Raw genomic sequence first — 22,092 nt, forward strand, 5'->3', positions numbered from 1 at the left:
GCACCGGGGCGACCGGCCGGTCGGGATGCCACCCGGCCGGTAACCTGACCGGCGTGACCACCAAGACCCCGCCCGTCGCCAAGCAGGTCCCCACCGAGCGCACCCACCACGGCGACACGGTCGTCGACGAGTACGCCTGGTTGGCCACCAAGGACGACCCGGAGACCATCGCCCACCTGACGGCGGAGAACGCGTACACCGAGGCGCGCACCGCGCACCTGGAGGAGCTGCGCGGCGTCCTCTTCGAGGAGACCCGCCGCCGCACCCAGGAGACCGACCTGTCGGTGCCGAGCCGCAAGGGCGACTACTGGTACTACACCCGCACGGTCGAGGGTCAGCAGTACGGCGTGCAGTGCCGCCGGGCGCTGCGCGACGGCGAGACCGAGCCCCCCGTCAGCGCCGACGGTGCGCCGCTCGACGGCGAGGAGGTGCTGCTCGACGGCAACGTGCTCGCCGAGGGGCACGACTTCTTCTCCCTCGGCGCGTTCGACGTCAGCCCGGACGGCCGGTGGCTGGCGTACTCGACGGACTTCTCCGGTGACGAGCGGTTCACCCTGCGGGTGAAGGACCTCAGCACCGGCGAGGTGCTGGCCGACGAGGTGCCCGACACCTTCTACGGCACGGCCTGGGCGGCGGACGCCTCGGTGCTCTTCTACGTCACCGTGGACGACGCGTGGCGGCCCAACCGGGTCTGGCGGCACCGCCTCGGCACCCCGTCGAGCGAGGACGTCGTGGTCTACCAGGAGGACGACGAGCGGTTCTGGGTGGGCGTCGAGCTGACCCGCTCGGAGCGCTTCATCCTCATCGACATCCACAGCAAGATTACCAGTGAGGTGCTGGTCATCCCGGCCAGCAACCCCACCGGCGAGCCGGCGAGCATCGCGCCGCGCCGGCAGGGCGTGGAGTACGCCGTCGAGCACCACGGGCACCGCTTCCTGATCCTGCACAACGACGACGCCGAGGACTTCGCGCTGGCGTACACCTCGGCGGACGCGCCCGGCGACTGGGTGCCGCTGATCCCGCACACCCCCGGCACCCGGCTGGAGTCGGTGGACGCCTTCGCCGACTACCTGGTGGTCTCGCTGCGCAGCAACGGGCTGACCGGGCTGCGCGTGCTGCCGGTGGGCGGCGGCGACGGCCACGACATCGACTTCCCCGAGCCGATCTACAGCGTCGGGCTGCACAGCAACCCGGAGTACCACACCCGGCAGCTCCGGCTGCGCTACGCCTCGCTGGTCAGCCCCGAGTCGGTCTACGACTACGACCTGGCCACCCGCGAGCTGACGTTGCTGCGGCGCAAGCCGGTCCGCCCCGGCCCGGACGGCCGGGAGTTCGACCCGGCCGACTACGAGCAGCACCGCGACTGGGCGCTCGCCGACGACGGCACCCGAGTCCCGATCTCGCTGGTCTGCCGGGCCGGCACGCCCCGCGACGGCTCCGCCCCCTGCGTCATCTACGGGTACGGCTCGTACGAGGCCAGCATGGACCCGTGGTTCTCCATCCCCCGGCTCTCCCTGCTGGACCGGGGGGTCATCTTCGCGGTCGCCCACATTCGGGGCGGCGGCGAGCTGGGCCGACGCTGGTACGACGAGGGCAAGCTGCTGGCCAAGAAGAACACCTTCACCGACTTCGTCGCCTGCGCCCGGCACCTGGCCAGCTCCGGCTGGACCTCGGCCGACCGGCTGGTGGCCCGGGGCGCGTCGGCCGGCGGCCTGCTGATGGGCGCGGTGGCCAACCTCGCCCCGGAGGCGTTCACCGGCATCGTCGCGCAGGTGCCCTTCGTAGATGCCCTCACCACCATCCTCGACCCGTCGCTGCCGCTGACCGTCACCGAGTGGGAGGAGTGGGGCAACCCCCTCGAAGACCCCGAGGTGTACGCGTACATGAAGTCCTACACCCCGTACGAGAACGTCGCCCCGGTGGACTACCCGGCCATCCTCGCGGTGACCAGCCTCAACGACACCCGGGTGCTGTACCACGAGCCGGCGAAGTGGATCGCCCGGCTGCGCGCGGTCGCCCCCCGGGGGGACTACCTGCTCAAGACCGAGATGGGCGCCGGCCACGGCGGCCCCAGCGGCCGGTACGACTCCTGGCGCGAGGAGGCGTTCGTCAACGCCTGGATCCTCGACCGCCTCAAGGCGTAGGGCCGGCGGCTGAGGGCCTGGGCCGGCTGCTGACGGCGGGGCCCGGCGGCTCAGCGGGCGGTGGTGACCAGGTCGGCCAGCAGCGTCGGCTCGACGTTGCCGCCGGTCAGCACGGCGACGGTACGCCCGACCGGCAGTTGGCCGGAGCGGAACAGCCGGGCGGCCGTCGCCACCGCCCCGCTCGGCTCGACCACCAGCCGGGCCTCGTTGATGATCCGGCCGGCCGCCGCCCGGATCTCCTCCTCGGTGACGGTGACGATGCCGTCGAGGCGGTCCAGCAGGTGGGCCAGGGTCAGCTCGGACGGCCCGGTGCGCAGCCCGTCCGCGCAGGTCCGGTAGGTCAGCGACACGTCCCAGGGGACCAGCCGGCCGGCGGCCAGCGACTCCTGGGCGTCGGCGGCCAGCTCTGGCTCGACGCCGATCACGGCGGTCGACGGGCGCAGCGCCCGGACCGCCGTGGCGACCCCGGAGGCGAGGCCGCCGCCGCCGACCGGCACCAGCACCACGTCGACCTCGGGCAGGTCGTCGACGATCTCCAGGCCGATCGTGCCCTGCCCGGCGACGATCCGCCGGTCGTCGAAGGGCGGGATCAGCGTCCCCCCGGTCTCGGCGACGATCCGCAGCGCCTCGGGGAGTCGCTGCGCCGGTGCGACGAGCACCAGCCGCGCCCCGAACGCCCGCATCCGGGCGATCTTCACCTCCGGGGCGCCCTGCGGCACCACCACCGTGCACGGCACCCCGGCCGCCCGCGCCGCGTAGGCGAGGGCCTGGCCGTGGTTGCCCGACGAGTGGGTCACCACGCCCCGGGCCCGCGCCGCCGGGTCGAGCCGGGCGACCGCGTGGGTCGCGCCGCGCAGCTTGAACGAGCCGACCGGTTGCAGGCTCTCCGGCTTCAGCCACAGCGCGTCGTCCCAGGGGGCGGGGAGCAGCGGGGTACGCAGCACGGTCGGGGCGATGTCGGCGGCGGCGACCCGGATGTCGGCGAGAGTCACGAGGTCCATCGGGGCATTCTCCCGTCATCGGGACTCGCGGCGGGCACCGGTTGGCCGCATGATCCCGAGCCAGCCGCAGAAGCCGCGCCAATCCAACGGGGTACACCTTCAAGCAGGGCACGCTTCCGAACCCTGAAGGGTCAGGCCCGTCGCCGCGCGACCGTTTTGGACGACGCCCACTCCCGGCTGAGGGCGAGGAAGGCCAGCACCGAAAACAGCGCCATGAGGAGCCACCAGATGCGCGCGTCAGCAAACCGCGGGTCGCTCGGTGGGAGGACGACCGCCATGTCGCCCGGTAGCAATACCGCTCCGAAGGTCAGCACGATCACGGCCATCGCCACAATCAAGCCCACATGTTCCTCGGCGCCGAGACGCTGTGCGCCGGCGGCTGCCGCCAGCGCCACCCCGAGGATCGCCAACGCCTCGGCCGTCAGCCCCGTCAAGGGCAGTGCTTCCCGCTGATCCGCACCAGCCCCGAACCCCACCAGCAGGAGAATCACGATCCACCACGGAATCGCCGCCACGCCAATCCAGAACACCCTGGCCAGGTTCCGGGTAAGCCGGGAGGTAGGCACCACCGACGAGATGGTCGACGCGCCGTCGTGCAGGAGGAAGCCGATGCTCAACGCGCCAGTCGCCGCAACCATTCGAAGGATGGTTGCGAGGTCGTCGGGCTGAAGTTCTACCGAGAAGAGCACCGGCACCGCCGCGATGAAGGCGCCGGCAAGCGCCGTTATCAGGCCGCTCCGCCACCCTATGGCACGCGCGGTGGGCTGCAGCAATGCCAGGAATATCATTCGTTCTTCCCGCAGCGGCTGTCCTCGATCGCCGGGATACGGGACACGGGAAGCCCTAGGCTCACCGCAGCCTGACGGAGTGTGGTCGAGGGATCAACCAGTTGCGCCCACGACGTACGGATCTTGCTCTGGGTCAGGTCTACCGGAAGTTCGAGCAAAGCCTGTAGAAGGACAATCGCCGGGTAGGTGAAGGCGACGCCGGTCCCAAAGCCGGCAGTGGTCAGGAACAATCCGCCGCCTCCCTGCTTCCGCACCTGCTCCAGGGCAGCGGAGACCGATTCATCCGCTCTCACCGCGAGCCACAGGGTAATGAGTGCCTGCGACCCGCACGCGGCGGCGATGTTCACCGCTGGCGGCTTTCCGCTCACCACCGTATATGCCAACCGAGCGGCGAGTCCGAACTTGTGCTCCGGGCTGCCCCACGCCGTCTCGGCAATGACGGCGTCCGGGATGCCCGCCCGTTCGTCGTCACGGGACCAACTGGCCACCGGGGCCTTGGAAATCGAGCCCGCACCGAATCCGAGCGGGTGGGCGGCGTTGACCCGCTGTCGAACTGCGAGCGGCCGAGAAGCCACCTCGTCCGGCGCCTGAGCCAGAACGCCACGGACGACCCGCTCCCAGGATGCGATCCACGGTCTGAACTCGGGCCACACGCAGTAGGTCACGTTCGATCTGCGCTCACACACCTGCTGGACAGACGGCTCGTTCGTGGCGATGGCGCGAGCCGCGGTGAGGGAGGAGTCGATGGGAAGCACCTGGATCCAAGCGACCGAGCCCACCGAGACCGCAGCCACCACGGCCCCGGCCTTGACCCAGCGTGCCCGGTAGCCGCTTGCGAGAAGCGCGATAACACCAATGAGCAGCGTAGCGGCGACCAGGTAGAGAAGATGCCAGTCATCACGACGGTCGGCGAGCGCGCCTGGGATCGGAAGTACAAACACCTCGCCATAGGTGACCGGTAGGAGCGCTTGGAGCCGAAGACCGTTCCCCGGCGCGAAGTATGTCGAACCCAGCGTCGCTATAGTCAAGAGAACCACCACGAGCGGCCCGATCACGGTAAGCGTCGTCAGGCATCCCAGGAGAATCCCACCGGCGCCAAGCAGCACCACCGCGAGCGGGCCGACGGCCTGTTCGTAGGCGGCCACGCGCCCGACGGCGTTCGGATTCGCACCGATCATCGCGACCCGAACCACCGCAAGCAGTCCGGCGAGCAGTGCGAGAGGCACCAGCGCGAGCAGATGGGCGAGAAGCCGCTGCCAACGTTCAAGCACCAGGACGGACACCAACGCCTCGGAACGATGGTGAGCGTCTCGGATGACCGCCAGGTGACTGACGATGAGGGCGGCACCGCCCAGCAGGAAGGCCGTGAGGAGCTGGACGGACTGATTCACCTCGTGCATGATCGGGTACGCGTCTGCCGGGTCGTTGAGCAGCGCGGGAATGCTCCAGGCCGCCGCGAGCGATAGGAACGCGCCCAGCATGACAGGGTGCCGTAGCAGACGAATCGCCTCGACCCGGCCAAGCGCGAACACTGCTGAACGATCGGCCAAAGTCTTCGTTTGGATGGGGGAGCCACTCCGAAACGGGGTCTCGATCACACCGGCTCCTCGACTCGTGAGCTTGAGTCAAGGAGCAGAATGTATCCGTCGTCCAGACTAGGCTCAAGCGCTTCCACACCTGCCGGAGGAATCCCGACGTTACGGTAGTGGCCAGTTCCGGTCCGCCAGCTGGCCAGGGCTTCCCCAGCCTTCTTCTCGCTCTGCCAGACCTTGCCACGGGCAAATTCAACGAGCTCCGAGGACTGCCCGTCAAAGATGATGCGGCCACGATTCATCGCGAGCACACGCGAGCAGATGTGCGCGACATCTTCCGTCTGATGGGTGGACAGCAGGACGGTCCGCTCCTCCCCGAGGTCTGCGATCAGCTCGCGGAAACGAAGCCGTTGTTCAGGGTCGAGCGCAACCGTAGGCTCATCAAGTACCAGGAACTGAGGGTCCCCGAGAAGCGCCACCGCCAGCGCAACTCGTTGACGCATCCCCCTGGAGAGCGCCTTGATACGGCGATCACGGTCGGCTGACAGGCCGACAAATCCCAGAACCTTCGACACCTCACTCTTGCGTTGCGTCCGGCCGGCCAGCTTCTTGAGCAGCGCCATGTATTCCAGGAAGTCAGCCACCTTGAAGTTTCCGTAGAGTCCGGCGTCCTGGGGCAGATAACCAAGGAGCGCCCTTGCGGCCGCTCTCTCCCGGACCTCCCGGGGGTCGATCCCCATCAGGGCCAATCGACCACCATCGGGAACGATTGCGGTGGCCAAGACCTGGAGAAGGGTGGTCTTACCGGCCCCGTTAGGGCCCAGCAGAGCCGTAACGCCCCGCTTGAGCTCGAAGGACACCCCCGCCAACGCCACGGTCCGCCGGTAAGCAAAAGAAATATCGGAGGCAGAAACAGTAACGTCACTCACGCCGCCCCCTCTTGGCGATCAGGGCCACCGGATGGCGACGCTTCGCACGGTAACCGATTGGTCAGCAGACTGGGGCAGAGGCCCGCTGGCCTCCGGAGGAGGCGGGTCAGCGCGGCGACCAGGTGGGTTGCCGGCCCATCCGGGCCAGGACGAGATCGAACGGGGTGCCGCCCGGCGGGGCCTCGACCGGTGCCGCGAAGGCTCCCATCCGCTGCCCCGCGTCGCCCATCCGGTCCATGAAGGCGTGCGCTGCGGCGACCACGGCCGGTGCCGCGTCGAACGGCTGGCCGGTGGCCCGGGCCAGATCCCAGGCGTGCACGGTGAGGTCGATCAGGGCCATCTCCCCGACGACCTGCGCGGGCAGCCCCATGCCGGGCGCAACGCCCTCCAGCGCGGCCGGATCCGCCCACGCCTCGATCAGCCGCTGCGCCTCGGCGGCGAACCGGTCCCGCCAGCCCTCCGGCAGGTAGTCGACCTTGTCCCAGTTCGGCGGGCGCTTGGCGGCCATCTCCTGGAAGTTGACCAACACCTGGAACAGGTGGTTCAGCAGGTCCCGCACGGTGTAGTCCGCGCACGGGGTCGGCAGTTCGAGCTGGTCGTCACGGATGGCCCGGACCACCGCGATGGCGCGCGGCGCGGCCTCGGAGAGCAGTTCACTGGTCTTCGTCGCCATGCGGGCAGTCTAGGAGGGATGGTGCCGAACCGCCGTACCCTCGATGCCCGCGTCGCTCAGTCGGCCGGCGTCAGCGCGGTGAGGAAGGCCCGCCAGGCCGTCGGGGAGTACGCCAGCACCGGCCCGGTGCGGTCCTTCGAGTCGCGTACGACGACCACGCCGGGCAGGTTGTCGGCCACCTCGACGCAGTTGCCGCCGGTGCCGTTGCTGCGGCTGCTGGTGCGCCACCGGGCATTGTTCAGGTCCATGGTTCCGCCTCCGTCGTCTCCGCGATCAGCTCCACCGACCGCTGGTGGGGCAGGGCCTCGCCCCGGATCGACTCCCAGACGTCGACCATCCGGCGCACGTCGGCCGGTCGGTCGACGACGTGGCCGCCGAGCTGACCCTCCACATAGACCATATCGTCGCCGACCGGGGGCGTGGCGATGACGACTGTGAAACCAGCGGGACCGTTCGGCTGTCTCTCTTCCCCCGAGATCCCCGACCCGGACGGAACCGCGCGGGGGCGGGCCGAACCCGGCGGCCCGCCCCCGCATCCACCCCACCCGCAGCACCCACCCGCAGCAAGGAGGCCGGCCGATGCCGGAGCACCGACCGCCGGGCCCACCCCGGCCAACCCCACCGCCGGTGGTCCGCGAACACCTCCCGGTCCGCCCGATCTGGCTCTGCCGGGTCTGCGGGGGTCCGTGGCCCTGCTCGCCCGCCCGCGCCCACCTGCGCCAGGAGTACGCCGGCTGTCTCGTCACCCTCGCCGTGCACCTGGCCGGCCTGATGCTGGAGGCGGACGACGAGCTGAACCGACTCCACCCGTACACCGCACCCCCGCCCGGAATGCTGCACCACCGCTTCCTGGGCTGGCTCCGCCCCCGCGCCCCCCGGAGCGCGAGCGTCGGTGATCAAGAGGTTTGCGTCAAAGTGGAGATCAATCTTGACGCAAACCTCTTGATCAACCGGGTGGGGGGGGTGGGGGTGGGGTGGGGTTAGCGGCGGCGGCGGAGGGCTACTACGGCTACGTCGTCGTGGATCGCGATGGGGGCCAGCTCGACCAGGAGCCGCTGGCAGAAGGCGTCCAGGTCGTCGTCGACCACTTGGGCGCAGCGGGCCAGGGCCGCCAGGCCCGCGTCGATGTCGGTGTCCCGCCGCTCGATCAGCCCGTCGGTGTAGAGCACCAGCGTCGCGCCGGGCGGCAGCACGAACTCCAGGTCGTCGGGGCGGGGCGCGCGGACGCCCAGCAGCGGGGCGGAGTGCTGGACGTACTCCACCGTGCCGTCCAGGTTGAGCAGCGCCGGCAGGTGCCCGGCGCTGGCCAGCCGGACGTGGCCGGTGGTCGGCTCCAGCAGCAGCAGGCAGATCGTGGCCAGCTCGTTGGGGAGCAGCGTACGCATCAGCTCGTTGACCCGGTGCAGGATCGCCCCCGGCTGGTGGCCCTCGACGGCGTACGCGCGCACCGCGTGCCGCAGCTCCGCCATCACCGTGGCGGCGTGCAGGGAGTGCCCGGCCACGTCGCCGATCGCCATGAGCAGGTGGCCGTCGAGCATCACCAGCTCGTAGAAGTCGCCGCCCACCTCGGTCTGGGCGCTGGCCGGCTCGTACCGCACGGCGAGGTCGAGCCCGGCGATCTCCGGAATGCGGCGGGGCAGCAGGCTGCGCTGGAGGGTCACCGCGATGCGGTGCTCCTCGTCGAAGGAGCGCTGCGCCTCCACCGCCGCCGCGACCGCCTGGGCGACCTGCACCAGCACCGGCGTACCGGCGGTCTGGGTGCTCGTCGGCACCACCACGTAGAGCGGCGCGCGGTCCTCGCGCAGCTTCGCCGCGGCCACGGTCACCTGGTCGCCGGGCAGCCACTGCACCAGCGCCCAGTTGGCCGGGTCGTCCACCCGCACCGTGGAGCCGGTGGGCACGCCGGTGTCGTCGACCACCCACGGGACGATCCGGGGCTCGTCTCCCGGGCCCGCCGAGACGCCCGCGAGGCAGTCCCCGTCGAAGGTCTCGGCCACCACCAGCGCCGGGCCCTTGAAGATCCGGGCGGCCCCGGCCGCCGCCGACTCCAGCAGCCGGGCGAAGTTGGGCGCGGCGTGCACCGCCACGGTGGTCTGGGCCAGCACGGTGAGCCGCTCGGCCAGCAGCTCGGCGCGCTGCCGGGCCCGGTAGTAGCGCAGCACCGCGTGGACGGTGGCGCTCAGCTCCTCCGGCTCGATCGGCTCGGCCAGGTAGGCGTCCGCGCCCCGGGTCAGGCCTTGGGCCCGGTCGGTCACGTCGACGGCGTGCGCCGACACGTGCACCACCGGCATCGCCGGGTGCGCCTTCTTGATCCGTTCGCAGACCTCGAACCCGGTCATGTCGGGCAACCGGACGTCGAGGACCACCAGGTCGATCCGGTCCACACCGATGCGGGCCAACGCCTCGCCGCCGCTCTCCGCCTCCAGCGTCGTGAAGCCGGCCCGGCTGAGCCAGTTGACCAGCAGGTAACGCTTCGTGCGGCTGTCGTCGACCACCAGCACGGTCGCCGGCCCGCCCTCCACGATCACGCTCCGCCCACCGGCAGGTCGACGGTGAAGGTGCTGCCCCGGCCGGGCTCGCTGGTCAGCTCCAGGTTGCCGCCGAGCAGCCGCGCCACCCGCCGGGCGTACGGCAGGCCGAGGCCGGTGCCGCCGACCCGGGTGCTCCCCGGCACCTGGTAGAACTCCTCGAAGATCCGTTCGTGCAGCTCCGGGGCGATGCCGATGCCGGTGTCGGAAACCGACAGCAGCCACCGGTCGTCCCGGAACTCCGCCCGGAGCCGGACCTCGCCCCGCTCGGTGAACTTCAACCCGTTGTGCAGCAGGTTGCGCAGCACCTGGGCGAGGAGCACCTCGTCGGAGCGGACCGTCCCCGGCGGCGGCGGATCGTCCACCACCAGCTCCACCTCCGGCTTCGTGCCGAGCGCCCGCATGGTGCCCCGGAGCTGGCCGAAGACCGCCCGCAGGTCCACCTCGGCCCAGTTGGGCTCCAACCGCCCGGACTCCGCCTTGGCGAGGTCGAGCAGCTCGTTGACCAGGGTGAGCAGGTCGGTGGCCGACGCCCGGATCAACCCCACCTGCTGGGACTGCTCCTCGGTCAGCGGATCGGACGCCGAGTCGGCCAGCAGCCGGCTCAACCCGATGATCGCGGTCACCGGGGCGCGCAGCTCGTGGCTGACGTTGGCCAGGAACCGGCTCTTCGACTCGCTGGCCGAGCGGAGCTGGGCGGACTTCTCGTCCAGCTCGGCGTAGAGCGCCACGACGCCCCGGTTGGTCTCCTCCAGCTCCTCGGTGAGCTGGTTGTAGAGGGCCATCACGCCCCGGTTGGTCTCCTGCAACTCCTCGTTGAGCTCGGCCAACTCGTCGCGCTGGCTGCGCACCTCGTCCAGGGCCGCGATCAGCTGCTCGTTCTGCAGGGTGAGCTCGTCCAGGGCGCTGCCCGGGGCGCTGCTGCCCAGCTCGGCGCGGAGCTCGGCCAGTCGCTCCGGGGTCAGCGCCTGCGCGTTCGCCGGGACACGTCGGGACATCCTCACGACCGTATCTCCCTCGCGGTGCACCACGCCCAACATGTCCACCAGACGCGCCACCGCGCCGGACTGCGGCTCGTACCGGCCGCCGGGCAACGGACGCACCGGGGCCAGGTCCACCCGCATCCGGGGCGGCCCCTGCGCGTCGAGTTCGACGGCGAAGGTCACGTCCGCGCCGCCGACGGCGCGCAGCAGGTCCCGCGCCACCTCGCTGAGGGCGGTGGCGAGCCGTACCTGGTCCTGGTGGTCCAGGCCGACCGCCGCGGCCACCTCCCGACCGCGCTGCCGCACCACGAAGATGTCGTGCTCCACCCGCAGCGCCATCTGGAACAGCGGGAGGTTGCTCGCCGGACCGGTCACCACGGGGCCCGGGCCACCAGGACGCAGGCGTCGTCGCGGCGCAGGCCGGCGTCGCGCAGCAGGGTCGCGGCCATCACCAACGGCGTCCGCGAGGCCAACCCGGGATAGTCGTCGAGCTGCCAACGGTCCACCACCCCGTCACTGTGCATCACCAGGGACGCCCCGTCGGGGAAGGGGTAGTCGTACTCGCGGACCACGGGTCGGTGGTGGCCGGCGATCCCCGGCAGGGAGACCACCCCCCGCCGCCGGTCGCCCTCGGCCACCACGCAGGCGGAGATGTTGCCCAGCCCGGCGTAGCGCAGCAGCCCGGCGCCGGGGACCATCTCGGCGACGGCCAGCGCCGCCCCGCGGGTGTGCGACATCGCCCGGTGCAGGTGTTGCACCACCGCCGCCGGCGAGCCGACCGGGGCGGACCGGAACGCGGCCAGCGCCGCGTCGGTGGCCGCCGCCGCCAACGGCCCGTGCCCGAGGCCGTCGGAGACCAGCACCTGATGGCGACCCTCGACGACGCGGACCGCGTACCCGTCGCCGCTGACCGACTCGCCGGTCAGCGGCCGGGTCAGCGCCGCCGTCCAGGACTGCTCCGGCACGGGGCCTCGCGGCCAGACCTGCACGGCCAGGACGGTGCCCTTGCCCGGCCACGAGTAGCCGTCGAACCAGTCGGCCTGGCGCATGATCGCGCCGAGCCCGATGCCGAGGGTGCCCGTGGTGGAGTGCCCGTCCAGGGAGGAGACCGTCAGGTCGGCCATGCCGGGCCCGGAGTCGATGGCGATCAGCTCGACGCCCGCCAGCCCGTCCCGGCGCACCGGGCGCAGCAACAGCACCCCGTCGACGGCGTGCTTGATCAGGTTGCTGGTCAGCTCGGCGGCGACGATGGCCAGGTCGGCGATGCGGGCGTCGCCGAGGTCGAGCTGGTGACCCAGCCGCTCGGCCGCCCGCCGGACCGCGCTGCCGCCCTGCACCCCGAACCACAGGCCGTGGTCGGACATGGCGTCGGTGGTCATCGGGACCACTTGATGATGGTGATGCGGGTGCCCCGATCCGGCCCGGTGTCGATGTCGAAGTCGTCGACCAGCCGCCGGGCGCCGCTGAGGCCGAGACCGAGGCCGCCGCCGGTGGTGTAGCCGTCGGTGAGGGCCAGGTCCAGGTCGACGATGCCGGGGCCGTCGTCGGCGAAGACGATCCGTACGCCGCGCCGCAGGCCGTTGTCCACGGTGGCCACCTCGGCGCTGCCGCCCCCGCCGTAGACCAGGGTGTTGCGGGCCAGCTCGCTGGCGGCGGTGACCAGCTTGGTCTGGTCGACCAGCGAGAGCCGTACGGCCACCGCCACCGTCCGTACCAGCTGGCGGACGCGCACCACGTCCTCGTCGCTCCGGATCGCCTGCTCCTGCGGGTGGCCCAGGTCGACGCCCGCGGTCATCTCGTGGCCGTCGTCTCGTCGCGCGGTTCGTCGTCGGCCACGTCGTAGTCGTAGTCGTCGTCGGCGGAGCGGGCCGCCGCGATCAGCTCCATGCCCCGCTCGACGTTCAGCGCGGTGCGGATGCCGTTGAGCGACAGGCCCAGCTCGACCAGCGTGATGGCGACGGCGGGCCGCATCCCGACCACCACGGTCTCGGCGTCGAGCACCCGGGAGATCGAGGCGATGGTGGAGAGCATCCGGCCGACGAACGAGTCGACGATGTCCAGCGCCGTGATGTCGATGATCACACCGTGGCAGCCGGTGGCGACGATCCGCTCGGCCAGGTCGTCCTGGAGCGTGAGCGCCGTCTGGTCGGACATGTCGAGCTGGATCGAGACGAGCAGGATGTCGCCGATCTTCAGGACCGGCACCCGCTCCATCAGGACTCCCGGCGCGGGTGCCGGCGACCGGCGTCCACCCCGCTGAGGCGCAGCACGTGCCGCAGCGCGTCGGCGAGGCTGGCCTTCGTGGCGATGTCACCGAACTCGATGCCGAGCGCGACGATGGTCTGCGCGATCTGCGGGCGGATGCCGGAGATAATGCAGTCCGCGCCCATCAGCCGGGCCGCCACGACCGTCTTGAGGATGTGCTGGGCGACCTGGGTGTCCACGGCCGGCACGCCGGTGATGTCGATGATCGCGTACGGGGAGCCGGTGTCGACCAGGGTCTGCAGCAGCCGCTCCATCACCACCTGGGCGCGGGCGGAGTCGAGCGTGCCGACCAGCGGCACCGCCACCACGCCCTCCCAGATCTTCACCACCGGGGTGGAGAGTTCGAGCAGCTGCTCGGCCTGGTCGGCGATCAGGCTCTCCCGGGTGCGGACGAAGCTCTCGACGGTGAAGAGACCCATCTGGTCGACCAGGGCGGTGAACGCCACGTAGTCGCGCAGGGTGACGGTGCCCGCCTCGGCCTCCATCAGCCCCAGCAGCACCTCCTTGACGGCGTAGACGCTGACCGCCGTCTCACTGGCGGTGAAGCCCTGCCGGGCCCGCCCCCGGGAGATCTCGGCCAGCACGGCGCGCAGCTCGGCGGCCGGCTCGCTGTCCAGGTCGAACGCGCCGCCCTGGCCGGCGGACACCATGCCCCGGTGCAGGTCCTGCACCTGGCGACGCAGCTCCGCCTGGCTGAGTCGGCCGCGCAGCGACGCGGCGGCGATCTCCGTCCAGCGCTGCGTGATCCGCTCGGCGTGCTCGGTCAGTAGACCGGTCAGCCGACCGCTTTCTTCCGCGCTCAACGCCACGGTTTCCTCCCTCTGACCTGAACCGGCCGGACTCTACCATCGGGTACTGCGTAACTACTTGCCGCAGGACAAAGAACGGGCGGCCGGAACGGGCTTGCGGTCCCGTTCTGCGCCGGACCCCCGTCGTGGGATACCGTTCCCCCGATAACAGGAGGTCCGAATGTCCTTGACGGTGCACACGGAACAGCGCGGCGACGTCGTCGTCGTGTCGGTCGCGGGCGAGCTGGACATGGCGACGGCACCACAACTCCAGGACCAGATCACGGATCAGCTCGACAAGGGACGCAGCCGGCTCGTCTTCGACCTGGCCAACGTCTCGTTCTGCGACTCGACCGGGCTGTCCGTGTTCGTGCGCGCCAAGAACAGCTGCGACGAGGCCGGCGGCGTGGTCCGGTTGGCCGCCCCGCAGCGCGGCGTGCTGCGCATCCTGGAGGTCAGTGGGCTGGTCGAGGTGCTGCACACGTACCCGACGGTCGACGAGGCCGTGGCCGGCGAGCCCACCCCGGCTTCCTCCTGACCCGGCCCACCGCCCTTCCCCGCTCGTCCTGACGGCCCGCTCAGCGTCCGCGCTGACGGGCCGCTCGGCACTCGCCGTCGCTGACGGGCCGCTCAGCGCTCGTCCTCGATGTAGCGGGGGCGGGCGATCACCAGGCCGGCGCCCGTCTGCACGGTGAGGGCGAGCAGCAGGAACCCGATCGGCAGGGTCCACCCGCCGCTCGCCTCGTAGAGGATGCCGACCATCAGCGGGCCGAGCGCGGCGATCACGTACCCGGTGCTCTGCGCGAACGCGGAGAGCGCCACGGTGCCCTCCGCCGTGCGGGCGCGCAGCCCGATGGTGGTCAGGATCAGCGGGAACGCGCCCTGGCCGAGGGCGAGCAGCGCCACCCAGAGCAGCGCCCCGTCGTGCGGCGCGAACGCCAGGCCGAGGTAGGACGTGGCGGAGAAGGCGGTCAGCCCGAGCACCAGCGGGCGCAGCGTCCGCATCCGCCCGGCGAGCGTCGGCATCAGCAGCGCCACCGGCACCCCGAGCGCGGTCACCCCGGCCAGCAGCAGGCCGGCCGTCTCCGGGGCGAAGTCGGCGTCCCGGAAGAGCTGGGCCAGCCAGCCCATGATCGCGTACCCGCTCAGCGACTGCGCCCCGAAGTAGATCGCCATCGCCCAGCCGAGCCGGGTCCGTCCCGGGCGGATCCGGGCCGACCTGGGCGCGGCCACCGTCGGGGCCGCGCGCCGTCGGGCGGCGCGGGCCCGCAGCGCCAGCGGCACCCACGGGAGTACGGCCACCGCCGCCATCGCCGCCCACACCCCGAGCCCGGCCCGCCACGAGCCGAACGCGTGCGCCACCGGCACCGCCGACGCGGCGGCCACCGTCGTGCCCACCGTCAACGCCATCGTGTACGCCCCGGTGACCAGCCCGGTGCGGTGCGAGAAGTGCTGCTTGACCAGCATCGGCAGCAGGATGTTCGCCACCGCGATGCCGGCCAGCGCGAGCGCGCTGGTGGCCACGAAGACCACCGTCGAGTCGGTGAGCACCCGCAGCACCTGCCCGGCGGTCAGCGCCAGCATGGCGACCACCAGCACCCGCGCCGGGGCGTACCGGCGGACCAGCCACGGGGTGAGCGCCCCCAGCCCGGCGAACGCGATCGTCGGCAGGGTGGTGACGAGCCCGGCCATCGTCCCGGAGAGCCCCAGGCCGGTGCGGACCTCGTCGAGCAGCGCGCCGAGGCTGGTCACGGCGGCGCGCAGGTTCAGGGCGACCAGCAGCATCCCGGCCAGCACCAGCAGCCCGCCGGTCGCCGGCCGCCCCGCCGGGGCGGGTGCCGCCCCGCCGGTGGGCGGGCCGCCGGGGGCCTGCGCCGACGGGCCGCCGGGGGCCGGGGGCGGGGGCACGGCGGCGGTCGGGCGGGGCCGGTCGGTCCCGGCGACGGAGCCCGCGGTGGCGGTGGGTGGCGGCGTCATGACCTCGAACCTACAATCATGGGATGAATTTCGGACAGGTGATGTAACCAGTGCCACCGCCGGTGGATTCCGCGACCGTGCCGCCGCGCGGTCACCGGGTCCGACAGACGATCGAGCAGCTCCGGGCCCGCATCCTCGGCGGCGAGTGGCCCGTGGGCCGGCGCATCCCGACCGAGCCGCAGCTGGTCGCCGCGCTCGGGGTGGGGCGCAACACCGTCCGGGAGGCGGTCCGCGCCCTGGTGCACGCCGGGGTGCTGGAGTGCCGGCAGGGCTCCGGGACGTACGTGGTGTCGACCGACGAGCTGGCCCCCGTGGTGGCCCGTCGACTCACCGACGACCGGATGACCGAGGTGGTCGAGGTGCGCCGCGCCTTCGAGGTGGAGGCCGCCCGGCTCGCCGCGCTGCGGCGTACCCCCGAGGACCTGGCGGCGCTCGACGGCGCGCTCGCCGCCCGCGAGGCGGCCTGGCACGCCGGCCGGGTCGCCGACTTCGTCGAGGCCGACGCCGCCCTGCACACGGCGGTCGTCGCCGCCGCGCACAACGCCATGCTCGCCGAGCTCTACGCCTCGGTGGGCACCGCGCTGCGCAGCACGATCACCCAGGCGATGGGCGACGCGCTGGAGCCCGACCGGTACGTCGACCACGCCCGGCTGGTCGCCGCGATCCGCGCCGGGGACCCGGCCACGGCCGCCCGGGAGGCCGGCGCGTTCCTGGAGCCCGCCGCCGGGGCATAGGTTGCCCCGGACGACAACCGGACACCACGGGAGTACGAATGTTAAAGGGCTTCAAGGACTTCATCATGCGCGGCAACGTCGTCGACCTGGCGGTCGGCGTCGTGATCGGTGCCGCCTTCACGGGCGTGGTCACCCAGCTGACCAAGTCGTTCCTCGAACCACTGGTCCGGGTCCTGATCGTGCTGATCACGGGCAACAAGGACGGCCTGAGCGGCTCGACGCCCAAATTCCGGGGCATCGAGTTCGACTGGGTGGCGTTCGTCAACGCGGCGATCACCTTCGCGCTCACCGCGGCGGCGCTGTACTTCCTGGTCGTCTTCCCGATGAACCGGCTCGCCGAGCGGCGCAAGCGCGGCGAGGAGCCGCCGCCCGCCACCCCCAGCGAGGAGGTCCAGCTGCTCACCGAGATCCGGGACGCGCTGGTCGCCGCCGGGCACGCCACCCCGGGACAGCAGCGTGGCGCCCTGGACGACGTGCTGGGTCGCCGGCAGGAGCCGCCAGCCCCGCGCTGACCCGGCTCGGCTCGGGCCGGCCCTCGCGGGATTCCCGTGGGGGCCGGCCCTCGTCGTACAGGTGTTCGATAGAGTCCGGCCATGGAACAGCGTAAGCACTGGTGGAACGGCAGATGGGGGCGGCTGGCCCGGCGGGACGTCTTCCTCCGGGTCGACGGCGACCGCTGGCACGTCGAGCAGCGCGCCGGCGGGGCCGAGGGGGTCTCCCAGTTCTACGAGCACCCCAGCGTCGACGAGGCGGAGGAGACCGTCCGCGCGCTGCTCGCCGGGGCGGACGGCTGGCGCGAACTGACCCCCCGCCCGCCAAGCGGCTGGGATCCGACGCGGACGCCCGACGCGCGGAACTGAGCGGGACCGACCGGGGCTGGGCTGGGCCGCGTTTAGCTCGGCGGCCGGCAGGGAACCGCCCCGGGATGGAGCAGCAGGGCATCGATCAGCAGGCGACCGTCTCCCTCGTCACCACCGGGATGCGCGTGGTCGACGTGACCGGGGCGGAGATCGGCGTCGTGGATCTCGTCCAGCGGGGCGACCCGAACGCCGTCACCGTGCAGGCGCCGACCGCCGACCCCGGCGGCAGCCTGAACGAGTTGATCGAGTCGGCGGCGCTCGACGAGCCGGACGTGCCGGCCGACCTGGCCGCCCACCTACTGCGCACCGGCTACCTCAAGGTCGCCACCGACCTCGCCCCGACCGGCGCGGTCTACGTGGCGGCCGACCGGATCGCCGCCGTGGCCGACGGCCGGGTACGCCTCGACGTCCCCGCCGGGAGCCTGCCGGCGCAGGAGTGACCCAGGCCACGCCACCGGCACTATGGTGAGCCGATGTACATGCTGATCGGTGAGCAACAGGTCGAGTCGGTCGACGCGGACGAGCAGCGGGCGCGCTTCGCGCACATGGCGGACGTGGTGCGGCGCAGTCCCGGCTTCGTGCGGGGCTGGTGGGGCCTGGACGACACCGACCCCGAGAACGCGCACGTGCTGATCGCTCTCGACACCCTCGAGGACGCCCGCGCGCTGCGCCGCTTGGTGGAGGAGAACGTGTTGGGGGTCCGGCTACGGATCATGGCGGTCGGCGTCTCCGCCGAGGCCGACTGACGCGCCGGCGGGCAGACCCGGATCGGCGGACGGACCCGGGGCCGGGGTCTGGGCCGGGGTCTGGGCCTGGGCCGGGGTCTGGGTCTGGGCCTGGATCGGGCGGCGGCGGAAGATCAGCAGCATCAGCCAGCCGGCGAGCAGGCCCCAGAACGCGCCGCCGACGCCCAGCAGACTCACCCCGGAGGCGGTGACCACGAAGGTCACCACGGCCGCCTCGCGGGCCTCCGGATCGGTGACCGCCGCCGACACCGCACCGGCCAGCGCGGCCAGCAGCGCCAGCCCGGCCACCGCCTCGACCAGCACCGGCGGGGAGAGCAGCACCAGGGCGGTGGCCAGGCCCGCCCCGAGGCCGAGCAGCGCCATCCCCACCCCGGCGGTGACCGAGGCGACCCAGCGGCGCTCGGGATCCGGGTGGGCGTCCGGGCCGGCGGCCAGCGCCGCGGTGATCGCGGCCAGGTTGACCGCGTGCCCGCCGACCGGGGCACCGAGGGCGCTGGCCAGGCCGGTGACCCGCAGCGCCGAGCCGAGTGGCGGCCGGTAGCCGTAGCCGCGCAGCACCGCCATCCCGGGCACGTTCTGCGCGGCCATGGTGACCAGGAAGAGGGGGAGCGCCAACCCGATCACCGCCGGGATCGTGAACGCGGGCGCGGTCAGGGCGAACACCGGGCGGAAGCCGCGCGCGTCGATCCCGCCGGGCGTGGTGAACGCGATGGCGGCCACGGCCACCGCCAGCGCGGCGGGCACCGCCCACCGGCGGGCGAACCGGTGCAACAGCAGCCAGGTGAGCACCACCGGCACGGCCAGCCTCGGCACCTCGACCAGGGCGCGCACCGGCGCGGTGCAGAGCGGCAGGAGGACCCCGGCCAGCATGGCGCTGGCGATCGGGCCGGGAATCGCGGCCACCGCCCGGCCGAGCGCGGGGAAGAGCCCGGCGGCGACGATCAGCGCCCCGCACACGACGAACGCGCCGACGGCGGCCGACCAACCGCCGGAGACCGGGCCGGTGGCCACCAGCAGCGCCGCGCCCGGCGTGGACCAGGCGACCGCCATCGGCAGCCGGTGCCGCAGCCCCAGCCACACCGCGCAGAGCCCCGACAGGACGCTCACCGCGAGCAACCCCGAGGCGGCCTGACGTTCGTCCGCACCGACGGCCCGCAGCCCGGCCAGGACCACGGTGAACGAGCTGGCGAAGCCGACGAGCGCGGTCACCACCCCGGCGAGTACGGGTTGCAGCAGTCCCGCCACGCCCATCTCCTCCCCGTTCCGCTTGCGGAAACGGAAGCGGATAGCACGATAGCGCCGACGCCCAAACGGGGGCCCCGACCACGGACTCCAACATCATTCTTTTCGCCGACGCGGTAGTCCGTAGAGACGGCGGGGCCATCTTCTTGGCAAGCTTGTCGTATGACGCTGATCTTCCGCTCGGCCATCCTCAACGACGTCGGCCTCGTACGGACCAACAACGAGGATTCCGCCCTCGCCGGTGACCGCCTGGTCGCGGTCGCCGACGGGATGGGCGGCCTGCCGGCCGGTGAGGTGGCGAGTGAGATCGTCATTCGGATCCTCGACGAGCTGCAGCCGCCCACCGACGCCGAGGGGGCCGCCGACGCGCTACGCGCCGTGGTGAGCACCGCCAACCAGCGCATCCGGGCCGCCATCTCCGTCGACCCGGCCCGCGAGGGCATGGGCACCACGCTCACGGCCGGCCTGCTCGCCGGGGACGTCCTGGTCCTGGCCCAGGTCGGGGACTCCCGCTGCTACCTGCTGCGCAACAACGAGATGACCCAGCTCACCCGGGACGACACGTTCGTCCAGGCGCTGGTCGACCAGGGGACGCTCTCCCCGGAGCAGGCGCGGCACCACCCGCAGCGGTCGCTGGTGACCCGGGCCGTGCAGGGCGCGGACGCGCCCCCCGCGATCGGCACGCTCACCGTCTTCGCCGGTGACCGGCTGCTGCTGTGCAGCGACGGCCTCTCCGACTACGTGGACGACCGGGCGATCGCCGCCGCGCTGGGCATGTACGGCGACCGCCGGGTCTGCGGCGAACAGTTGGTCAAGCTCGCCCACCAGGCCGGGGCACCGGACAACGTCACCGTCGTCGTCTCGGACGTCACCGCGGCCTGACCTCACCTCACTCCCCCAGCGAGCCCGGCCCATCGGCCTGCCCGACTCCCCGGCACGCCCGGCTCCCCGGCACGCCCGGCCCGTCGGCTTGCCCAGCCGACGCCCGTCCCGGCAAGGGCGTCCCTCCCAGCGAGGGCGCCCTGCCGACGCGACGTCCTCCCGGCGGGGGCGTCTCTTCCGCATCCTTTGATGTCGTAGACGACTCATTCGGTTGATGTCGCAAACGACTCAGCTCCATAGCGTCCAGAACAGGAGGGTGCCACCCTCTCGGGTCCGGCCGGCGCCGTTGGCAGTGCCCGCCGCCGCCCGCCGTCCCTTGCCGTCGCCCCCGGCCACGGCCGCCGCCCCGTCGCCCCCGTCCCCGGCCACGGCTCGACCGGGTGGATCTCGTCTTCGACCTCACCCCGGCGGGCGGGACGATGCGCGACGGCGACGCCGGGTGGGGAGGACGGGCGTGAACCGACTGGTGACCGTCGCCGAGATGACCCTGCGGGAGCTGCTGCGCCGCCGGGGCGTACTGGCGCTCATGCTGCTGTTGCCACTCAGCTTCTATCTGCTGCGGCGGGACGCCTACGTGGGGCAGTCGGTGCGCTCGCTGATGCTCGGCATCGGCTGGTCGGTGAGCACCGCCGCCCTCTTCGCCACCAGCGCCGCCCGGGAGTTGGAGCCACGGCTGCGGCTGGCCGGCTACCGCCCGCACCACCTCTACCTGGGCCGGATGCTGGGCCTCTGGGCGGCCGGGCTGGCCATCGCCCTGCCCTTCTTCCTGATCGTCGCCTTCGACGCGCCGCAGCTGCGGCACGGCGGGGTGGCCGTCGCGATGCTCTGCTGCGTCGCCATCGCGCCGCCGCGGTGCTGGGCTTCCTGACGGCCTTCGCCCTGTCCCGCGCCGACCTGGCCGCCCGCCCGATGTGACGCCGCCCCGGTCAGTACGGGTTGCCGTGCCCGGCGGGGCGCGACTTGAGCAGGCCCGCCGGGCGGCCCGGCAGGTCGCGGTCGGCGGACATCGGCGGGCTGCCGGTGTGGCCGCCGTGGGCCATCCCCGCGAACAGGTCACGCAGGGCGGTGAGCGCGTCCACCCTCGGCCGCCAGCCCAGCTCGGCCTCGGCCCGCTCGCTGGACATCAGCGGGACCTCCAGGGCCAGCTCCACCCAGCCGGCGTCGATCGGTTGCAGCCGGGCCCGCCAGGTCAGCGCCGCCGCGCCGCGCAGCAGCGGGGCGGCCACCGGCACCGTCCAGCCGTGGAAGTGCCGGGCCACCAGTTCCGGGGTCAGCACCGGGTCGGCCGCCACGTTGAACGCGCCCCGCGCGTCGCCGAGCACCGCCCGCGCGTACGCGTCGGCCACGTCGTCGGTGTGCACCGCCTGCATCCGGAGGCGACGGTGGGTGGGCACCAGCGGGATGCGGCCGTGGCGCAGCAGCCGGACCGGGGCCAGCGGGCCGAGGAAGTAGCGGGTGATCTCGGTGCCGGCGTCGCGTTGGAAGTTCAGGCCGGGCCGCAGCCGCACCACCCGCAGCTCCGGGTGTTCCCGCTCCGCCCGGTCCAGCAGCGCCTCCACCTCCGCCTTGTCCCGGCTGTACGACGACCCGGGCACCCCGGTCGCCGGCCAGCGCTCGCTGACCGGGTGCTCCTTGGGGCCGGGGGCGTACGTGCCGACGGACGAGGCGTACACCAGGGCGGGGACCTTCGCGGCGAGCACCGCGTCGACCACGGCCCGGCTGCCGCCGACGTTGGTCCGGTGCAGCACCCGCTGGTCGTGGGTGGGTTGGATCTGCCAGGCCAGGTGCACCACCGCGTCGGCCCCGGCGAAGATCGCCGCCAGCCGCTGTGCCGCGCCCGGCGCCCCGACGTCGCAGGAGTGCCACCGCACCGCGTCGTACGGCTCGCCGGCCTCCGGGCCGGACAGCCGGCGGGCCACCCCCACCAGTTCGACGTCCCGCTCCTGGCGCAGCCGGCGCAGCAGCGCGGTCCCCGCGTTCCCACTCGCCCCCACCACCACGATCCGCATGCTGGGCCGGT

At 72.6% G+C, this 22,092-nt stretch carries 26 protein-coding genes; 10 read left to right on the plus strand and 16 right to left on the minus strand.

Translation table 11 applies throughout. The features are described from left to right. The first annotated feature begins 53 nt into the window (after positions 1 to 53). A complete protein-coding gene (locus tag ACLQ2V_RS07625; RefSeq protein WP_425717642.1) occupies positions 54 to 2,144 on the plus strand; it encodes a S9 family peptidase in 2,091 nt (696 codons plus the stop codon). 50 nt (positions 2,145 to 2,194) lie between these two features. Here ACLQ2V_RS07625 and ACLQ2V_RS07630 read toward each other — a convergent pair whose 3' ends face one another. The 7 genes from ACLQ2V_RS07630 to ACLQ2V_RS07660 form a co-directional block, all read right to left on the minus strand. Beyond that, positions 2,195 to 3,145: a threonine ammonia-lyase gene (locus ACLQ2V_RS07630; protein WP_425717643.1), complete on the minus strand. Its 951-nt coding sequence runs from the start codon at positions 3,143 to 3,145 to the stop codon at positions 2,195 to 2,197. Between the two features lie 131 nt (positions 3,146 to 3,276). Next, complete coding sequence (locus tag ACLQ2V_RS07635; RefSeq protein WP_425717644.1) at positions 3,277 to 3,933, minus strand: hypothetical protein; 657 nt, start codon at positions 3,931 to 3,933, stop codon at positions 3,277 to 3,279. After that, complete coding sequence (locus tag ACLQ2V_RS07640) at positions 3,930 to 5,531, minus strand: hypothetical protein (protein ID WP_425717645.1); 1,602 nt, start codon at positions 5,529 to 5,531, stop codon at positions 3,930 to 3,932. Before ACLQ2V_RS07640 ends, ACLQ2V_RS07635 begins: the two co-directional genes overlap by 4 nt. Further along, positions 5,528 to 6,394, minus strand: a complete 867-nt coding sequence (locus tag ACLQ2V_RS07645; RefSeq protein ID WP_425717646.1) for an ATP-binding cassette domain-containing protein — start codon at positions 6,392 to 6,394, stop codon at positions 5,528 to 5,530. Before ACLQ2V_RS07645 ends, ACLQ2V_RS07640 begins: the two co-directional genes overlap by 4 nt. 106 nt (positions 6,395 to 6,500) lie before the next feature. After that, positions 6,501 to 7,067: a TIGR03086 family metal-binding protein gene (locus ACLQ2V_RS07650; RefSeq protein ID WP_425717647.1), complete on the minus strand. Its 567-nt coding sequence runs from the start codon at positions 7,065 to 7,067 to the stop codon at positions 6,501 to 6,503. 56 nt (positions 7,068 to 7,123) lie between these two features. Beyond that, on the minus strand, positions 7,124 to 7,315 hold the full coding sequence (locus tag ACLQ2V_RS07655) for a DUF397 domain-containing protein (RefSeq protein WP_425717648.1): 192 nt from the start codon (positions 7,313 to 7,315) through the stop codon (positions 7,124 to 7,126). Next, on the minus strand, positions 7,306 to 7,689 hold the full coding sequence (locus ACLQ2V_RS07660) for a Scr1 family TA system antitoxin-like transcriptional regulator (protein WP_425717649.1): 384 nt from the start codon (positions 7,687 to 7,689) through the stop codon (positions 7,306 to 7,308). The genes ACLQ2V_RS07655 and ACLQ2V_RS07660 overlap by 10 nt, the downstream gene beginning before the upstream one ends. On the opposite strand from ACLQ2V_RS07660, the gene ACLQ2V_RS07665 reads away from it, so the two are divergent. After that, positions 7,647 to 8,051, plus strand: coding sequence for a hypothetical protein (locus ACLQ2V_RS07665; protein WP_425717765.1), 405 nt, complete (start codon positions 7,647 to 7,649; stop codon positions 8,049 to 8,051). The genes ACLQ2V_RS07660 and ACLQ2V_RS07665 overlap by 43 nt on opposite strands. Here the strand turns inward: ACLQ2V_RS07665 and ACLQ2V_RS07670 are convergent. From ACLQ2V_RS07670 to ACLQ2V_RS07695, 6 genes are read right to left on the minus strand one after another with little or no spacing between them, the layout of a single operon-like run. After that, positions 8,048 to 9,589, minus strand: a complete 1,542-nt coding sequence (locus ACLQ2V_RS07670) for a SpoIIE family protein phosphatase (protein ID WP_425717650.1) — start codon at positions 9,587 to 9,589, stop codon at positions 8,048 to 8,050. The genes ACLQ2V_RS07665 and ACLQ2V_RS07670 overlap by 4 nt on opposite strands. A 2-nt stretch (positions 9,590 to 9,591) precedes the next feature. Beyond that, positions 9,592 to 10,917, minus strand: coding sequence for a sensor histidine kinase (locus ACLQ2V_RS07675; protein ID WP_425717761.1), 1,326 nt, complete (start codon positions 10,915 to 10,917; stop codon positions 9,592 to 9,594). 32 nt (positions 10,918 to 10,949) lie between these two features. After that, positions 10,950 to 11,957, minus strand: a complete 1,008-nt coding sequence (locus ACLQ2V_RS07680) for a SpoIIE family protein phosphatase (RefSeq protein WP_425717651.1) — start codon at positions 11,955 to 11,957, stop codon at positions 10,950 to 10,952. Continuing rightward, positions 11,954 to 12,373 carry an ATP-binding protein gene (locus ACLQ2V_RS07685; protein WP_425717652.1) on the minus strand — a complete coding sequence of 140 codons (420 nt, stop codon included), beginning with the start codon at positions 12,371 to 12,373 and terminating at the stop codon, positions 11,954 to 11,956. Before ACLQ2V_RS07685 ends, ACLQ2V_RS07680 begins: the two co-directional genes overlap by 4 nt. Continuing rightward, positions 12,370 to 12,792 carry an STAS domain-containing protein gene (locus ACLQ2V_RS07690; protein WP_425717653.1) on the minus strand — a complete coding sequence of 141 codons (423 nt, stop codon included), beginning with the start codon at positions 12,790 to 12,792 and terminating at the stop codon, positions 12,370 to 12,372. The genes ACLQ2V_RS07685 and ACLQ2V_RS07690 overlap by 4 nt, the downstream gene beginning before the upstream one ends. Continuing rightward, complete coding sequence (locus tag ACLQ2V_RS07695) at positions 12,792 to 13,652, minus strand: STAS domain-containing protein (protein ID WP_425717654.1); 861 nt, start codon at positions 13,650 to 13,652, stop codon at positions 12,792 to 12,794. The genes ACLQ2V_RS07690 and ACLQ2V_RS07695 overlap by 1 nt, the downstream gene beginning before the upstream one ends. A 160-nt stretch (positions 13,653 to 13,812) precedes the next feature. Here ACLQ2V_RS07695 and ACLQ2V_RS07700 point away from each other — a divergent pair, with 160 nt between their 5' ends. After that, positions 13,813 to 14,169 carry an STAS domain-containing protein gene (locus ACLQ2V_RS07700; protein WP_425717655.1) on the plus strand — a complete coding sequence of 119 codons (357 nt, stop codon included), beginning with the start codon at positions 13,813 to 13,815 and terminating at the stop codon, positions 14,167 to 14,169. A 92-nt stretch (positions 14,170 to 14,261) separates the two neighbouring features. Here ACLQ2V_RS07700 and ACLQ2V_RS07705 read toward each other — a convergent pair whose 3' ends face one another. After that, the gene (locus tag ACLQ2V_RS07705; protein ID WP_425717656.1) at positions 14,262 to 15,608 is read right to left on the minus strand and encodes an MFS transporter; all 1,347 of its coding nucleotides are present in this window, start codon (positions 15,606 to 15,608) and stop codon (positions 14,262 to 14,264) included. Between the two features lie 50 nt (positions 15,609 to 15,658). On the opposite strand from ACLQ2V_RS07705, the gene ACLQ2V_RS07710 reads away from it, so the two are divergent. The 5 genes from ACLQ2V_RS07710 (at position 15,659) to ACLQ2V_RS07730 (ending at position 17,948) form a co-directional block, all read left to right on the plus strand. Next, positions 15,659 to 16,342 (plus strand): FadR/GntR family transcriptional regulator, encoded by a 684-nt coding sequence (locus ACLQ2V_RS07710; RefSeq protein WP_425717657.1) that lies wholly within the window; start codon positions 15,659 to 15,661, stop codon positions 16,340 to 16,342. Between the two features lie 38 nt (positions 16,343 to 16,380). Next, on the plus strand, positions 16,381 to 16,854 hold the full coding sequence (gene mscL / locus ACLQ2V_RS07715) for a large conductance mechanosensitive channel protein MscL (protein ID WP_425717658.1): 474 nt from the start codon (positions 16,381 to 16,383) through the stop codon (positions 16,852 to 16,854). Positions 16,855 to 16,935: 81 nt separating this feature from the next. Further along, complete coding sequence (locus ACLQ2V_RS07720) at positions 16,936 to 17,202, plus strand: hypothetical protein (RefSeq protein WP_425717659.1); 267 nt, start codon at positions 16,936 to 16,938, stop codon at positions 17,200 to 17,202. Between the two features lie 65 nt (positions 17,203 to 17,267). Beyond that, complete coding sequence (locus tag ACLQ2V_RS07725) at positions 17,268 to 17,642, plus strand: hypothetical protein (RefSeq protein WP_425717660.1); 375 nt, start codon at positions 17,268 to 17,270, stop codon at positions 17,640 to 17,642. 33 nt (positions 17,643 to 17,675) lie between these two features. Further along, positions 17,676 to 17,948, plus strand: a complete 273-nt coding sequence (locus tag ACLQ2V_RS07730) for a hypothetical protein (RefSeq protein ID WP_425717661.1) — start codon at positions 17,676 to 17,678, stop codon at positions 17,946 to 17,948. Here ACLQ2V_RS07730 and ACLQ2V_RS07735 read toward each other — a convergent pair. Next, positions 17,907 to 19,193, minus strand: coding sequence for a benzoate/H(+) symporter BenE family transporter (locus ACLQ2V_RS07735; protein ID WP_425717662.1), 1,287 nt, complete (start codon positions 19,191 to 19,193; stop codon positions 17,907 to 17,909). The two genes, ACLQ2V_RS07730 and ACLQ2V_RS07735, sit on opposite strands and share 42 nt — an antisense overlap. Positions 19,194 to 19,352: 159 nt before the next feature. Between ACLQ2V_RS07735 and ACLQ2V_RS07740 the strand changes: the two genes are divergently transcribed. Together ACLQ2V_RS07740 and ACLQ2V_RS07745 are read left to right on the plus strand one after the other, a co-directional pair. Continuing rightward, complete coding sequence (locus tag ACLQ2V_RS07740) at positions 19,353 to 20,072, plus strand: PP2C family protein-serine/threonine phosphatase (protein ID WP_425717663.1); 720 nt, start codon at positions 19,353 to 19,355, stop codon at positions 20,070 to 20,072. A gap of 454 nt (positions 20,073 to 20,526) precedes the next feature. Beyond that, a complete protein-coding gene (locus ACLQ2V_RS07745) occupies positions 20,527 to 20,940 on the plus strand; it encodes a hypothetical protein (protein ID WP_425717664.1) in 414 nt (137 codons plus the stop codon). A gap of 58 nt (positions 20,941 to 20,998) precedes the next feature. On the opposite strand, the gene ACLQ2V_RS07750 is transcribed toward ACLQ2V_RS07745, so the two are convergent. Next, the gene (locus ACLQ2V_RS07750; RefSeq protein ID WP_425717665.1) at positions 20,999 to 22,081 is read right to left on the minus strand and encodes an NAD-dependent epimerase/dehydratase family protein; all 1,083 of its coding nucleotides are present in this window, start codon (positions 22,079 to 22,081) and stop codon (positions 20,999 to 21,001) included. Positions 22,082 to 22,092 lie beyond the last annotated feature (11 nt).

Origin of the sequence: Micromonospora sp. DT233, assembly GCF_049841815.1 — a bacterium.
GTDB lineage: Bacteria > Actinomycetota > Actinomycetes > Mycobacteriales > Micromonosporaceae > Micromonospora.

Bases quoted from the DNA above. Each gene is read 5' to 3' on its own strand.
- ACLQ2V_RS07750 (WP_425717665.1), bottom strand. From the start codon at position 22,081: ATGCGGATCGTGGTGGTGGGGGCGAGTGGGAACGCGGGGACCGCGCTG.
- ACLQ2V_RS07700 (WP_425717655.1), top strand. From the start codon at position 13,813: ATGTCCTTGACGGTGCACACGGAACAGCGCGGCGACGTCGTCGTCGTG.
- ACLQ2V_RS07665 (WP_425717765.1), top strand. From the start codon at position 7,647: ATGCCGGAGCACCGACCGCCGGGCCCACCCCGGCCAACCCCACCGCCG.
- ACLQ2V_RS07680 (WP_425717651.1), bottom strand. From the start codon at position 11,957: ATGACCACCGACGCCATGTCCGACCACGGCCTGTGGTTCGGGGTGCAG.
- ACLQ2V_RS07675 (WP_425717761.1), bottom strand. From the start codon at position 10,917: ATGGCGCTGCGGGTGGAGCACGACATCTTCGTGGTGCGGCAGCGCGGT.
- ACLQ2V_RS07725 (WP_425717660.1), top strand. From the start codon at position 17,268: ATGGAGCAGCAGGGCATCGATCAGCAGGCGACCGTCTCCCTCGTCACC.
- ACLQ2V_RS07635 (WP_425717644.1), bottom strand. From the start codon at position 3,933: ATGATATTCCTGGCATTGCTGCAGCCCACCGCGCGTGCCATAGGGTGG.
- ACLQ2V_RS07705 (WP_425717656.1), bottom strand. From the start codon at position 15,608: ATGACGCCGCCACCCACCGCCACCGCGGGCTCCGTCGCCGGGACCGAC.
- ACLQ2V_RS07690 (WP_425717653.1), bottom strand. From the start codon at position 12,792: ATGGAGCGGGTGCCGGTCCTGAAGATCGGCGACATCCTGCTCGTCTCG.
- mscL (WP_425717658.1), top strand. From the start codon at position 16,381: ATGTTAAAGGGCTTCAAGGACTTCATCATGCGCGGCAACGTCGTCGAC.
- ACLQ2V_RS07650 (WP_425717647.1), bottom strand. From the start codon at position 7,067: ATGGCGACGAAGACCAGTGAACTGCTCTCCGAGGCCGCGCCGCGCGCC.
- ACLQ2V_RS07630 (WP_425717643.1), bottom strand. From the start codon at position 3,145: ATGGACCTCGTGACTCTCGCCGACATCCGGGTCGCCGCCGCCGACATC.
- ACLQ2V_RS07730 (WP_425717661.1), top strand. From the start codon at position 17,676: ATGTACATGCTGATCGGTGAGCAACAGGTCGAGTCGGTCGACGCGGAC.
- ACLQ2V_RS07685 (WP_425717652.1), bottom strand. From the start codon at position 12,373: ATGACCGCGGGCGTCGACCTGGGCCACCCGCAGGAGCAGGCGATCCGG.
- ACLQ2V_RS07740 (WP_425717663.1), top strand. From the start codon at position 19,353: ATGACGCTGATCTTCCGCTCGGCCATCCTCAACGACGTCGGCCTCGTA.
- ACLQ2V_RS07720 (WP_425717659.1), top strand. From the start codon at position 16,936: ATGGAACAGCGTAAGCACTGGTGGAACGGCAGATGGGGGCGGCTGGCC.
- ACLQ2V_RS07655 (WP_425717648.1), bottom strand. From the start codon at position 7,315: ATGGACCTGAACAATGCCCGGTGGCGCACCAGCAGCCGCAGCAACGGC.